9 protein-coding genes and 4 tRNA genes are annotated in these 14,166 nt (G+C 63.4%); 1 reads left to right on the top strand and 12 read right to left on the bottom strand.

Annotated features, from left to right (window positions below):
* A complete protein-coding gene (locus AC1D09_RS07225; protein WP_477700994.1) occupies nt 1-1,272 on the bottom strand; it encodes an efflux RND transporter periplasmic adaptor subunit in 1,272 nt (423 codons plus the stop codon).
* A gap of 171 nt (nt 1,273-1,443) precedes the next feature.
* Here AC1D09_RS07225 and AC1D09_RS07220 point away from each other — a divergent pair, with 171 nt between their 5' ends.
* Nucleotides 1,444-2,121 (top strand): TetR family transcriptional regulator, encoded by a 678-nt coding sequence (locus AC1D09_RS07220; RefSeq protein WP_477700993.1) that lies wholly within the window; start codon nt 1,444-1,446, stop codon nt 2,119-2,121.
* Here AC1D09_RS07220 and AC1D09_RS07215 read toward each other — a convergent pair.
* From AC1D09_RS07215 to AC1D09_RS07165, 11 genes are all read right to left on the bottom strand, one after another.
* A complete protein-coding gene (locus AC1D09_RS07215) occupies nt 2,118-2,750 on the bottom strand; it encodes a DUF6806 family protein (RefSeq protein ID WP_007870593.1) in 633 nt (210 codons plus the stop codon). The two genes, AC1D09_RS07220 and AC1D09_RS07215, sit on opposite strands and share 4 nt — an antisense overlap.
* Before the next feature lie 63 nt (nt 2,751-2,813).
* A tRNA-Leu gene (locus AC1D09_RS07210) sits at nt 2,814-2,906 on the bottom strand.
* Between the two features lie 104 nt (nt 2,907-3,010).
* Nucleotides 3,011-3,084 (bottom strand) — tRNA-Cys (locus tag AC1D09_RS07205).
* A gap of 98 nt (nt 3,085-3,182) precedes the next feature.
* Nucleotides 3,183-3,258, bottom strand: a tRNA-Gly gene (locus AC1D09_RS07200).
* A gap of 70 nt (nt 3,259-3,328) precedes the next feature.
* Entirely contained in the window at nt 3,329-5,758 is a 2,430-nt protein-coding gene (gene lon, locus AC1D09_RS07195) for an endopeptidase La (RefSeq protein ID WP_477664561.1), read from the bottom strand.
* A 116-nt stretch (nt 5,759-5,874) separates the two neighbouring features.
* A complete protein-coding gene (gene clpX / locus AC1D09_RS07190) occupies nt 5,875-7,140 on the bottom strand; it encodes an ATP-dependent Clp protease ATP-binding subunit ClpX (protein ID WP_074575347.1) in 1,266 nt (421 codons plus the stop codon).
* A 150-nt stretch (nt 7,141-7,290) separates the two neighbouring features.
* Nucleotides 7,291-7,947, bottom strand: a complete 657-nt coding sequence (gene clpP / locus AC1D09_RS07185) for an ATP-dependent Clp endopeptidase proteolytic subunit ClpP (protein WP_477664562.1) — start codon at nt 7,945-7,947, stop codon at nt 7,291-7,293.
* A gap of 158 nt (nt 7,948-8,105) precedes the next feature.
* On the bottom strand, nt 8,106-9,416 hold the full coding sequence (gene tig / locus AC1D09_RS07180; protein WP_413328385.1) for a trigger factor: 1,311 nt from the start codon (nt 9,414-9,416) through the stop codon (nt 8,106-8,108).
* A 115-nt stretch (nt 9,417-9,531) separates the two neighbouring features.
* Nucleotides 9,532-9,618, bottom strand: a tRNA-Leu gene (locus tag AC1D09_RS07175).
* Nucleotides 9,619-9,735: 117 nt separating this feature from the next.
* A complete protein-coding gene (locus AC1D09_RS07170) occupies nt 9,736-12,981 on the bottom strand; it encodes an efflux RND transporter permease subunit (protein WP_477664563.1) in 3,246 nt (1,081 codons plus the stop codon).
* A 7-nt stretch (nt 12,982-12,988) separates the two neighbouring features.
* The gene (locus AC1D09_RS07165; protein WP_477664564.1) at nt 12,989-14,149 is read right to left on the bottom strand and encodes an efflux RND transporter periplasmic adaptor subunit; all 1,161 of its coding nucleotides are present in this window, start codon (nt 14,147-14,149) and stop codon (nt 12,989-12,991) included.
* Nucleotides 14,150-14,166 lie beyond the last annotated feature (17 nt).

The raw sequence follows: 14,166 nt of genomic DNA, 5'->3' as shown, positions 1-14,166 counted from the left end.
TTACTTCGCTGCCGCGGATGCGGCGGAAGCGGCGGGTTTCGCGGCGGATGCGGCCGATGCCGGGGCGGAAGCCGCGCCGGCGGCGGGCTTGGCGCCGGGCGCCTGCCACGGCACGGGCTTGACCGTGGCGCCGGGCTGCAGTTTCTGGAAGCCGTCAACCATGACCTGCTCGCCGGTCTTCAGGCCGTCCAGCACCACCCACTGGTTGCCTTGGGCCGAACCTATCTTGATGGGGCGCGGGCTGACCTTGCCGTCGGCCCCCACCACCATGACCGTATCGCCCTGCGCCGTGCGCGTGACGGCCTGTTGCGGCAAGGTGATGGCATTGCTGACCTGCGCCTGCTCCAGGCGCACGCGCACGTAGAGGCCCGGCAGCAGCTGGCCGCCGGGGTTGGGGACTTCAGCACGCAAGGTCACCTGCCCGGTCGTGGCGTCCACCGTCAGGTCGGAAAACAGCAGGCGGCCGGGGCGCGCGTATTCGCTGCCGTCTTCAAGCACGATGCGCACGCTGGCGGCTTCGGCGCCGCTGGCGCGCTTGAACTGGCCGCTGTCCATCGCGGCGCGCAGCTTCATGATCTCGGGCGCCGACTGCGTGAAGTTGACGTACATCGGATTGATCTGCTGGACCACCGCGAGCTGCGTGGCCTCGCCCTGACCGACCAGCGCGCCTTCGGTCACCAGCGCGCGCCCTATGCGGCCCGAGATAGGCGCCGTCACCGAGGCATAGCCCAGGTTGATGTTCGCGGTCTGCACGCTGGCCTTGCCCACAGCCACGTCGGCTTCGGCCTGCTTCTGCGCGGCCACGGCGTTGGCGTATTCCTGCTTGCTGACGGCATTGGCTTCCACCAGCGGCTTGTAGCGTTCAGCCAGCGCGGTCGCCTGCGCCAGGTTGGCTTCGGCGCGGGCCTGGCTGGCCTTGGCGCTGGCGGCCGCGGCCGCATAAGGCGCGGGGTCAATGCTGAACAGCTGCTGGCCTGCCTTGACGTCGCTGCCTTCGCGGAACAGCCGCTTTTGCAGGATGCCGGCGGCGCGCGCCCGGACTTCGGCCACGCGTGAGGCTTCCAGGCGGCCGGGCAGCTCGGTGATCAGGCCGACATCGCCCTGGGTCACGGTGACAACGCCGACTTCCGCAGGCGGCGGTGCCCCGCCGGGAGCGCCTGCGCCTTTGCCGCATCCGGCCAGAAGCAGCGCCAATGCGGCCGCGGCGGCAAGGGGCTGGTATTTCAGGAATGGGGGGAGTACAAACGAATGGGCAACGCGAGACTTGGGCATGCTATTCCTCGAATTTTTGGGAAAAAAGCGCAAAGCAAAAGACGTAGCCGGCAATTGGGGCACAGCCCATTTGCCGAAAACAAAAAGAATAAGGGTTTTTGCGAGTGTTATAGTTTACATACATTTGTGAATGTATAACAAAAATCCAGAAATTCACCTTGGAGGCAGTCAATGGCCCGTCGAACAAAAGAAGAGGCTCTGGCCACACGCCACAAGCTGCTGGACGCCGCTGAGCACCTGTTCCAGGCGCAAGGGGTGTCGCGCACCAGCCTGCAGGACATCGCCAGGCGCGCCGGCGCCACCCGCGGCGCGGTCTACTGGCATTTCAAGGACAAGGCGGACCTGTTCAACGCGATGATTGATCGGGTCACGCTGCCCATGGAAGAGTCCTTTCACCATGAGAACGAACAACAGGAAGCCCCCGGCCTGGATGGCGGGGCCGGCCCCAACGCCATAGACCGGATACGGCTGTCCACCGTCAATGCTTTACGGCAAATCGTGACCGATATGCAGACCCGCCGGGTGTTCGAGGTCGCGACCCAGAAAGTCGAATATGTGGAGGAACTGCAGGCCGTGCGGCTTCGCCACCTCAGGGTGCGCAACGGCTTCGTGGAACGCATAGCGCAAAGCCTGGGAACCGCCGCGGAGCAGATGAACCTTGCCTTGCCGGTGCCGGCATCGGTGGGGGCGCAGGGCCTGCATGCGCTGATCGACGGGCTGATCCAGAACTGGCTGCTGGACCCGCAGGCTTTTGACCTGCTGGAGGTCGGCCAGTGCGCGATCGACGTTTATCTGCGCGGCCTGGGATTTCCCGGGGAAACGCAGGGCGGCACGTCCAAACGCGCTTAGTGCAGATGCCGGGGCTTGCGCCCGCCGCCGTGGCCTGAGCCGCCCTGCGGCCCGCCCAGCCCCCGTGGCGGCTTGCCGAGCTGCATGGAGTTGACCAAGGCGTCAAAACGCTGCTCGAACAACCTGTCGACGGCCGCGACGACTTCGCCGAGTTCGGAGCCGTCGAAGTGGCGCTCCATCAGGCCGATCATGTCCTGCACCAGCAAGTCGCGCTGCACCTGCATGATGGCGGCCGGCGTCGGGCCGACGAAGTACATCGCGAAGTCGTCGCGCGCTTCTTCATCCTCGTCGCCCTCCTCCTCATCGAAGTCGGAGTCGTAGAAGGTCACCTCGATGGGCGCGCCCGCCTCGGCGAGGTCGTTCAGGCCCATGCACATTTCGTCGAGGGCCTGGCGGAAATCCTCGTCACCCGGCACGGTCCAGCACATCTGCAGCAGGTGTTTATGAACGTCGAAGCGAATGCCCGGTTCTTCCTCATAGGCACTCGCGGCGGCCGCCGCCAGGGATTTGGAGCCCGTGTACTTCCACAGCGGCTTCAGGGCCTCCTGCAGCTGCTCAAAGGTAACTTCCACACGCAAAGGCACTTCACCGTGCACGTGGATCTCAAAAGGTGTGTTGTAGCGGGACATGATGGAATTTATCTTACCCAGTTTTCGAAGGCGTGCCCGGCGCATGGGTGAGCCGCTGTGCTGTGGTGCCTGAGACCGGAATCGAACCGGTACGCCCGCTATTCACGAAGCGGCGGATTTTAAGTCCGCTGTGTCTACCTATTTCACCACTCAGGCTCAAACGCTTTATTTCAAAGGCCCCGTGCAAACATCCGGCCCGGCGTCTGTGGCCTATTGTCAAACAAAAAAGCCCCATGGCTGGGGCTGATTGCAGGGTTTGATGGAGGCGCGGCCCGGAGTCGAACCGGGCTAGCCGGATTTGCAATCCGGTACATAACCGCTTTGTTACCGCGCCGTATTCTGTCTGCCACCGGCTTCGGCACCATGGCCTTGCCGACTATCCGTGAAACCCCAATGAAAAAGGACAGCATTTTGAAGTGCTGCCCTTTGAATTGGAGCGGGAGAAGAGTCTCGAACTCTCGACCTCAACCTTGGCAAGGTTGCGCTCTACCAACTGAGCTACTCCCGCGATAACAGCCTCAAATTATAGCGTAGTTTTTCGGCTTTTCCAAACTGTCCAAAAAAACTTTGCGAAAGATTCAATGTTTGACCGTGCCCGCGGCTTCCGCCGGCGCAGCCGCGGCGGCCTGCGCGGCAACGGCGGCTTCTTCATCCGTCAAGGGAACAGGCTGGCGCTCCAGCGCAACCTGCAGCACCTGGTCTATCCATTTCACCGGCACGATCTCCAGGCCGCTTTTGACGTTGTCGGGAATCTCCTGCAGGTCCTTGGCGTTTTCTTCGGGGATCAACACCGTCTTGATGCCGCCGCGCAAGGCTGCCAGCAGTTTTTCCTTCAGGCCGCCGATCGCCGTGACTTCACCACGCAGCGTGATCTCGCCCGTCATGGCCACGTCGCCGCGCACCGGGATGCCGGTCAATGCGGACACAAAGGCCGTCGTCATCGCGGCGCCGGCGCTCGGGCCGTCCTTGGGCGTCGCGCCGTCGGGCACGTGGATGTGGATGTCACGCTTTTCGAACATCTCGTCCTTGATGCCCAGCACCTTGGCGCGGCTGCGCACCACCGTGCGCGCGGCTTCCACGGACTCTTTCATGACGTCGCCGAGCGAACCGGTGCGCGTGATCACGCCCTTGCCGGGCATGATGGCCGCCTCAATGGTCAGCAGGTCGCCGCCGACTTCGGTCCATGCCAGGCCCACGACCTGGCCGACTTGGTTCTGCTGCTCGGCGCGGCCGTAGTTGTATTTGCGCACGCCCAGGAACTCATTGAGATTGTCCGGCGTGACCACGACCTTGGGTTCCATCTTCTTGAGCTGTATGCCCTTGATGACCTTGCGGCAGATCTTGGAGAGTTCGCGCTCCAGCGAACGCACGCCGGCTTCGCGCGTGTAGTAGCGCACGATGTCGCGCACGGCCTGCTCCTGCACCTCGAGTTCGCCTTCCTTCACGCCGTTATTCTTGACCTGCTTGGGCAGCAGGTAGCGCATGGCGATGCTGGTTTTTTCGTCCTCGGTGTAGCCGGACAGGCGTATGACTTCCATGCGGTCCAGCAGGGCCGGCGGAATGTTCATCGAGTTCGAGGTGGCCACGAACATCACGTCGCTGAGGTCGAAATCAACCTCGACGTAGTGGTCGCCAAAAGTGTGGTTCTGTTCCGGATCCAGCACTTCCAGCAAGGCGCTGGAGGGGTCGCCGCGGAAGTCGGTGCCCAGCTTGTCGATCTCGTCGAGCAGGAACAGCGGGTTGCGCGTGCCGGCCTTGGTCAGGCTTTGCAGCACCTTGCCCGGCAAGGCACCGATATAAGTACGGCGGTGGCCGCGGATTTCCGCTTCGTCGCGCATGCCGCCCAGGGCCATGCGCACATACTTGCGACCGGTTGCCTTGGCGATGGACTGGCCCAGCGAGGTCTTGCCCACGCCGGGAGGCCCGACCAGGCACAGGATGGGCGCCTTGAGCTTGTCGACGCGCTGCTGCACCGCGAGGTACTCGACGATGCGGTCCTTGACCTTCTCGAGCCCGTAGTGGTCTTCGTTGAGCACGTTCTCGGCATTGCCCAGGTCGTGCTTGATCTTGGTCTTCTTGCTCCAGGGCAGGCCGGTCAGCACGTCGATGTAGGTGCGCACCACGGTCGCCTCGGCGGACATGGGCGACATGAGCTTGAGCTTCTTGAGCTCGCTCTCGGCTTTTTTACGGGCTTCCTGCGGCATCTTGGCCGTCTTGATCTTCTTCTCGATCTCCTCGATGTCGGCGCCCTCTTCGCCTTCGCCCAGTTCCTTCTGGATGGCTTTGACCTGCTCGTTGAGGTAGAAGTCGCGCTGGTTCTTTTCCATCTGGCGCTTCACGCGGCCGCGGATCTTCTTGTCGACATTGAGGATGTCGACTTCGCGCTCGAGCTGCTCATAAAGGTTTTCGAGCCGCGCCTTGACGTTGGCCAGGTCCAGGATGACCTGCTTCGCGTCGAGCTTGAGCGGCAGGTGCGCGGCAATCGTGTCGGCCAGGCGGCCGGCATCGTCGATGCTGGAGATCGAAGTGAGAATTTCGGGCGGAATCTTTTTGTTCAGTTTGACGTAGTGGTCGAACTGCTGCATCACGGCCCGGCGCAAGGCCTCGATTTCGCTGGTCTTGTCGCCGGCAACCACGGCCACGGTTTCGACGGGCGTGACGTTGGCCGAGAAATGTTGCTCGCCTTCTTCAATCTTGTTGACGCTGGCGCGCTGCTGGCCTTCAACCAGCACCTTCACGGTGCCGTCGGGCAGCTTGAGCAGTTGCAGGATGGTGGCCACGCAACCGACCTCAAACATGTCCTCGACCGAGGGCTCGTCCTTGGCGGCGGCTTTTTGCGCCACCAGCATGATGCGGCGCTCGGCTTCCATGGCCGACTCCAGCGCCTTGATGCTCTTGGGGCGGCCCACGAACAGCGGGATCACCATGTGCGGAAAGACCACCACGTCCCGCAAAGGCAGGAGGGGGAGGTCAATGGGGGTGGAAGGCAATGAAGTTTGTCCGGACATATAAACCTTAAACGTTAGCCGTGACGGCCAGTTGCATGGCCCGGCGAAACACAATCAACCCAGACATGGGGCGCAGGGGAGCGCTTTTCAAGCATTCCGGCCAGCCTTTGGGGGATTCAGGCTTTCTTGGCCGCTTCACGGTACACGAGCAGGGGGGCCTTGTTTTCTTCGATTGTGGACTCGTCCACAACAACCTTGTCCACATTGCTGGCATTGGGCAGGTCAAACATGGTGTCGATCAGCGACTGCTCCAGGATGGAGCGCAGGCCGCGCGCACCCGTTTTGCGGGCCAGGGCCTTGCGGGCGATGGCCTTGAGCGCAGAGGGGCGAATCTCGAGGTCCACGCCTTCCATGGCCAGCAGCTTGCTGAACTGCTTGACGACGGCGTTTTTCGGCTCGGTCAGGATCTGCACCAGGGCGTCTTCGCTGAGCTCGGCCAGCGTGGCGACCACGGGCATGCGGCCGACCAGTTCGGGGATCAGTCCGAACTTGATCAGATCTTCCGGCTCGACCTCCTTGAAGGCTTCGGTCAGGGTGCGGGATTTTTTGCTCTTGACGGTCGCGCCAAAACCCATGCCCGAGGCTTCCGTGCGGTTTTCGATGACTTTTTCCAGGCCGGCGAAGGCGCCGCCGCAGATGAACAGGATGTTGGTGGTGTCCACCTGCAGGAAATCCTGGTTCGGGTGCTTGCGGCCGCCCTGCGGCGGCACCGAGGCCATGGTGCCTTCGATCAACTTGAGCAGCGCCTGTTGAACGCCCTCGCCCGACACGTCGCGCGTGATGGACGGGTTGTCGGACTTGCGCGAGATTTTGTCGATTTCGTCGATGTAGACGATGCCCTGCTGGGCGCGCTCGACTTCATAGTTGCAGCTCTGCAGCAGCTTCTGGATGATGTTTTCGACGTCCTCACCCACGTAACCGGCCTCGGTCAGCGTGGTGGCGTCGGCCATCACGAAGGGCACATTGAGGGTGCGCGCCAGCGTCTGGGCCAGCAGGGTCTTGCCCGAGCCGGTGGGGCCGATCAGCAGGATATTGCTCTTGGTCAGCTCAACGTCGTCTTTTTTGGCTTTTTCCTTGTGGCGCAGACGTTTGTAGTGGTTGTAGACGGCCACGGCCAGCGTGCGCTTGGCCGGTTCCTGTCCGATCACATAGCCGTCGAGGGTTCCCTTGATTTCCAGGGGAGTGGGCAAATCGGTGCGGGTTTCGCGGACATCTTCGCCGGCGGGGAGTTCGTCGCGAATGATCTCGTTGCAGAGATCGATGCATTCGTCGCAAATGAATACCGAGGGGCCAGCGATCAGTTTTTTGACTTCGTGCTGACTTTTACCGCAAAAAGAGCAGTGCAAAGTCTTTTCGCTGGAGGAGCCTTTTTTCTCGGCCATTGGTGGGGATGCCTTTAAGGAGCCTGAAGGGAACTGTTACCTAATGATAACCAATAAAAAAACGGCGTTTCTGTTACAGAAAACGCCGTTGTTGCAGAGCAACTTGAGGGGGTCGGGCCGGCCAAGCCGGCTTGACCGCCCCGGGGACGCTTAAGGCCGCTTGGCGATCACCTGGTCGACCAGGCCGTATTCCTTGGCGTCGTCCGCGAACATGAAGTAGTCACGCTCGGTGTCGCGCTCGATCTTCTCGATCGGCTGGCCGGTATTGGCCGCCAGGATGCGGTTGAGCTGGTCGCGCGTCTTGAGGATGTCACGGGCGTGGATTTCGATGTCCGTCGCCTGGCCCTGGGCACCGCCCGAGGGCTGGTGGATCATCACGCGCGAATTCGGCAGCGAAAAGCGCTTGCCCTTGGCGCCGGCCGACAGCAGGAAAGCGCCCATGCTGGCCGCCATGCCCACGCAGAGCGTGGAGACGTCGGGCTTGATGAACTGCATGGTGTCGTAAATCGCCATGCCGGCGGTGACGGAGCCGCCCGGCGAGTTGATGTAGAAGGAAATGTCCTTGTCCGGGTTTTCGCTTTCCAGGAACAGGAGCTGGGCCACCACCAGGTTGGCCGTCTGGTCGTTGACCGGGCCCACCAGGAAGATCACGCGTTCCTTGAGCAGGCGCGAGTAAATGTCGTAGGAGCGCTCGCCGCGACCGGACTGCTCGATGACCATGGGCACCATGCCCAGGCCTTGCGCATCCAGGGCGCCGGCTTGCGGGCCGGTATGGGCGCCGCCGTAAATATTGTTTCGGACCATCATGTGTTCTCCAGAGATGTTTGTACTGTACCCAAAAATTCCACCCGGGAATTCCGGCGAAGGCTGGCGGCGCACTCGCGGGCTGCCGATGCCGTAGCCCAAAGAAATTGGGGCCTGCGCCGCAAAGCACAAGCCCCAATGTCAGCAAAGACGCTGAAGAATCAGTTCTGGCCCATCAGGTCGTCGAAGGAAATGGCTTTTTCGGTGACCTTGGCCTTGCCCAGCACGAAGTCGGTGACGTTGTTTTCGATCACAACCGCCTCGACTTCGGCCATGCGGCGGTTGTCGCTCAGGTACCAGCGCACCACGTCCTGCGGTTTTTCGTAGCTGGCGGCCAGCTCTTCGATGTGGGCCTTGAGCTGCTCGGGCTTGGCCTGCAGTTCGTTGGTACGCACCAGTTCGGCCACCACCAGACCCAGGCGCACGCGCTTTTCGGCTTGCGGGCGGAAGATTTCTTCGGGAATCGGCGCCTTGTCGGCGTCTTTGATGCCGCGCTGCTTCAGGTCGGCGCGGGCGCCTTCGACCATGCGGTCCAGTTCAGCCTGCACGCTGGACTTGGGCAGGTCGAGTTCGGCGTTGGCGACCAGCGCGTCCATCACGGCGTTCTTGTTGCGGGCCAGCAGGCGGAACTTGACTTCGCGCTCGAGGTTTTTCTTGATGTCGGCGCGCAGGCCTTCAACCGTCGCATCGGCGATGCCCAGGGACTTGGCCAGGGCTTCATTGACTTCGGGCAGGTGGGCGGCTTCGATCTTCTTGACGGTCACGAGGAAGTCGGCCTGTTTGCCGGCCACGTCCTTGCCGTGGTAATCGGCCGGGAAGTTCAGCGGGAAAGTCTTGCTTTCGCCGGTCTTCATGCCGCGCACGGCGTCTTCGAATTCCTTGAGCATCTGGCCGTCGCCGATCAGGAACTGGTAGTCCTCGGCCTTGCCGCCGGCAAAGGGTTCGCCGTCGATCTTGCCTTCAAAGTCGATGGTGGCACGGTCGCCGTCCTGCGCGGGCGCATCGGCGGCGCGCTGGGCGAAGGTGCGGCGCTGCTTGCGCAGGATGTCCAGGGTCTTGTCGATGGCCGCGTCGCTGACTTCGGCGCTGACTTTTTCGACCTGGGCGTTCGACAGGTCGGCGATCTTGACTTCGGGATAGACCTCGAAGACCGCGTCGAACGCGAGTTCGCCTTCGGGGGCGCCCTCTTTTTCGCTGATGCGGGGCTGGCCGGCAACGCGCAGCTTGGCTTCGTTGGCGGCCACGGCAAAGGCTTCACCGACCTTGTCGTTCATGACCTCGTAGTGCACCGAGTAGCCGTAGCGCTGGGCCACGACATTCATGGGAACCTTGCCGGGACGGAAGCCGTCCATCTTGACCGTGCGGGCCAGGCGCTTGAGGCGGGTGTCAACTTCCGACTGGATGGTGTTGACGGGCAGCGTGAGCGTCATCTTGCGCTCGAGCTTTTCAAGGGTTTCAACAGTCACGGCCATGATGGTCTTCCTAAGATCAAAAAGTAGTCAAAACAGGTTTTCACCTGGCATGTCGCGGGTTTTCCGCAACGACTGAGCGCATGGACGCAAGAACTGCCGCCCGCAAGCCTCAGGGTGGTGCGCGGGGGGGGACTCGAACCCCCACACCATTGCTGGCGTCAGGACCTAAACCTGGTGCGTCTACCAATTTCGCCACCCGCGCGCCGGAAATAAAAACGGGAATCCGAAAAACCTCCGAATCCCCGCTTGAAATCGGTCAACTCTCTATTTTAGCCGTATCGCGCCCGGTTTTTGCGTCCGGGTGGCCGGCCGCAGAGAATCAGGCCGGCAATGGCTTTTCGGCCGTAGGCGGCTCGACGTGCAGCCTGTCTTCCCGTTTGACCCGGAACCACGCAGCGTACATCGCCGGCAAAGCCAACAAGGTGAGCACCGTCGCCACAATCAGCCCGCCCATGATGGCGACCGCCATCGGCCCCCAGAACACACTGCGCGACAGCGGGATCATGGCCAGCACGGCGGCGGCGGCCGTCAGCACGATGGGCCGCAGCCGGCGCACGGCCGCCTCGACGATCGCGTTCCAGGTCGGCACGCCGCGGGCACGGTCCTGCTCGATCTGGTCGATCAGGATCACCGAGTTGCGGATGATCATGCCGAACAGCGCGATCACGCCCAGCAGCGCCACGAAACCGAAGGGCCGGTTCAGCGCCAGCAGCGCCCCGGCCACCCCCGCGATGCCCATGAAGCCCGTCACAAAGGCCAGGATGGAACGGCTGAAGCTGTGCAGTTGCAGCATCAGCAGGGTCAGCACGATAAACAGCGCGACCGGCAGGCCGGCAACAATCGAGGACGAGCCCTTGCTGCTTTCCTCCACCGCGCCGGCCACCTGGATACGGTAGCCCTGCAGGCCTTTTTCCAGCCATTTCGCTTCCAGTGCCTTGAGCTTGGGCATCAGTTCCTGCGTGACGGTGGCGCCCTGCAGGCCTTCGACGATGTCGCTCTGCACCGTGATGGCGTAGTCGCGGTTCTCGCGCCACATCACGCCCGGCTCCCAGGTGAACACCGGCTTGGCGATCTGCGTGAGCGGAATTGATTTGCCCGACGCCGTGGGCAGGTAGGCGTTGCCGATGTCGGTGATCGCGTTGCGCTCGTCCAGCGGCTGGCGCAGCACGATGTCGATCAGCTTGTCGCCTTCGCGGAACTGGCCCACGGGCGTGCCGGCCAGGATGGTGCGCGAGGCCTGGGCGATCGACTGGCTGGTCACGCCCAGCGCGCGCGCCTTGGCCTGGTCTACCTCGAGGCGCAGCACCTTCACCGACTCGTTCCAGTTGTCGTTCACGCCGCGCGTGTTGCCGCTTTCGCGCATCACCGCCTTGACCTCGTCGGCACGCTCGCGCAGCACCAGCGGGTCTATGCCCACCACGCGGAACTGCACCGGGTAAGGCACGGGCGGGCCGTTGGGCAGCAGCTTGACGCGGCCGCGCACCTCGGGGAACTCGGTGGCCAGCAGGGCCGGCAGCTTGATGCGCAGCGACTCGCGCACCTTCAGGTCCTTGGGCAGCACGATCATCTGCGAGACGTTGGTCTGCGGAAAGACCTGGTCCAGCGGCAGGTAAAAGCGCGGCACGCCCGAGCCCAGCCAGGTGCTGACCGAACTCACGCCCTCTTCCCGCATCAGGCGCTGCTCCACGCGTTTGGCGGTGGCCTCGTTGGCGGCAAAGGAGGTGCCTTCGGGGAACCAGATGTCGACCATGATCTCGGGCCGGCTGGAGTCGGGGAAGAACTGCTGCTGCACCTTGCCCATGCCCACGATGCCCAGCACGAAGATCAGCACGGTGGCGCCTATGGTGAGCCAGCGGTGCTCCACGCACCAGTCCACCGTCTTGCGGAAGTTGCTGTAAAACGGGCTGTCGAACATCTCGTGCGGGCTGTCCTTGCCGGCAGCCACCTCCTGCACGTGCGGCGGTACCTTGAGCAGCAGCGTGCCCAGGTAGGGCACGAAGTACACCGAGACGATCCAGCTCAGCACCAGCGCGATCACCGTCACCGCGAAAATCGCGAAGGTGTATTCACCGGTGGTGGACTTGGCCAGGCCGATGGGCAAAAAGCCGGTGGCGGTGATCAGCGTGCCCGTCAGCATGGGCATGGCGGTGATCTCATAGGCAAAGGTGGCGGCGCGCACCTTGTCGTAGCCCTCCTCCATCTTGCGCACCATCATCTCGACGGCAATGATGGCGTCGTCCACCAGCAGGCCCAGCGCGATGATCAGCGAGCCCAGCGAAATCTTGTGCAGCCCTATGCCGTAGTACCACATGGCCAGGAAAGTCAGGCTCAGCACCAGGGGGATGGTGATGCCCACCACCAGGCCGGGCCGCATGTCGATGTAATAGCGCTTCCACAGCGGCAAGGGGCCAGACCCGTTGTCCGGGCGTTTGTGAAAGCCCAGGCTGATGAAGCTGACCGCCAGCACGATCACCACGGCCTCGATCAGCACGCGCACGAACTCGTTCACCGAGGTGGACACCGCCTTGGGCTGGTTCTGCACGTTCACCAGCTTGATGCCGGCCGGCAGGGTTTTGTCGATACGGGCCGACAGCGCCGTGAGCGACTTGCCCAGCGCGATAATGTCGCCGCCTTTGGCCATGGACACGCCCAGCGCGATCACTTCCTTGCCCTGGTGGTGCACCTTCACGGAAGGCGGGTCCACATAGCCGCGCTTGATCTCGGCGATGTCACCCAGCCGCAGCTGGCCGCCCGAGCTGCCGCGGATCGGCATGGCGCGCAACTGCTCTATCACCTCGAACTGGCCCGCCACGCGCACCTGCACCACGTCCAGCGGCGTCTGCACCGCCCCGGCCGCCTCAACGGCGTTTTGCTGGCCGAGCTGGGCCAGTACCTGGTTCAGGTCCAGCCCCAGCTGCGCCAGGCGCTTTTGCGAGATCTCAATGAAAACTTTTTCGTCCTGCACGCCGAAGAGCTCGACCTTGCTCACGTCCGGCACGCGCAGCAGTTGCTGGCGCACGTCGTCGGCAAAGGTCTTGAGCTCGGCATAGTTGAAGCCGTCGGATTCCAGCGCGTAGATCACGCCGTAGACATCGCCGAACTCGTCGTTGAAGAACGGCCCCTGGATGCCGCCCGGCAAGGTGCCGCGCATGTCGCCGATCTTCTTGCGCACCGAATACCAGACGTTGGCGACCTCGCTGGGTTTGGAGGAGTCCTTGATCTGGAAAATGATCTGCGACTCGCCGGGCTTGGAATAGCTGCGGATGCGGTCGGCATACGGCGCTTCCTGCAGCGTGCGCTCCAGCTTGTCAGTGACCTGCTCGGCCACCTGCTGTGCCGTGGCGCCCGGCCAGTAGGTGCGTACCACCATGGCGCGGAAGGTGAAAGGCGGGTCCTCGTCCTGCCCGAGCTGGAAATAGGACGCGAAGCCCAGGATCATCAGCACCAGCAGCAGGTAACGCGTGAGCGCCGGATGGTCCAGCGCCCATTTGGAGAGATTGAAGCGGGTCGAGGGCGGAGCGAGTTCGCCGGCAGGGCTGTTGCCGTCGTGGTGGGCTTGCGTCATGGCCGCCTCACTTCGCGCCGGAGGCAGCGGATGCGGGCGCCGCGGCGGCAGCCATGGCATTCGGACTCGTCTGCGCCGGCGTGGCGCCGGCCAGGGCCACACTGGGCTGGTAGAAAGTGACTTTCTGGCCCGGCGACAGCACATGCACACCGGCGCTCACCACCAGCATGCCGGCCTGCAGCCCCGAGGCCACGACCACATCGTTGCCGTCGGCCGTGGCGACCTGGATGATTTGCGGCTTGACCGTCATGCTGGCCTTGTCGACCACCCACACGGCCGTGGCCTTGCCTTCCTGGCGCAGCGCCGTGGTCGGCAGCTTGATCACCGGCAGGCCGACGGCGCTGCCCGATTCCGGCACCACATACACCGTGGCGCCCAGCGGCGGCGGCTCCTTGGCATCGATGGAAACCTTGACGGTATAGGTGCGCGTGACCGGATCGCTGCTGGCGGCGACTTCGCGGACCTTGCCGGCCAGATCGGCGTTTTGCGACCAGACGCGTATCTTGACCGCCGAGCCGGCCTTGATGCTCGCCACCTTGTCTTCGGGCACCGAGAACACCACGTCGCGCACGCCGTCGGCCGCGATGCGCACCACCGGCGTTCCCGCCGTCACGACCTGGCCCGGCTCGGCCTCGATGGCCGTCACCACACCCGACACATCGGCGACCAAGGCCGCGTAATTGGCCTGGTTGCCCTGCACGGCGAACTGCGATTGCGCCTGCTCGAGCTGCGCCTGCGCCGACTTGAGGGTGGTTTCGCGGCGCTCCAGCTCGGCGCCACTGATGAAGTTCTGCTCCTTGAGCTCCTTGTAGCGCTTGAAGTCGGCAGCGGCCAGGTCGCGGTTGGTGCTGGCCGCAGCCACCTGGGCACGGGCCGCATCGGCGGCCAGCCTGAAGTCTTGCGGGTCCAGCTGGGCCAGCACCTGCCCGGCCTTGACGCGCTGGCCGAGCTCGGCCTGGCGCTTGATGATCTTGCCGCCGACCCGAAAGCCCAGCCTGGACTCGACCTGGGCTTTGACTTCGCCCGCATATTCATGGCTGGACGAAAACGCGTCGGTCCCCACGGTGAGCACCTTCACGGCGCGAACCGGCTCTTCGGGTGGGGCGGGCTTGGAACAGGCGGCCAGCAATAGAGCAGCGCCCACCACGGAGAAAACGGTTTTATTCATGGTCGGATTGGTGTGAA

The sequence above is a fragment of the Polaromonas sp. P1_A2 genome (assembly GCF_056406895.1).
Note: the sequence above shows the minus strand (reverse complement) of the source record. Positions and strands in the feature narration are given on the sequence as shown.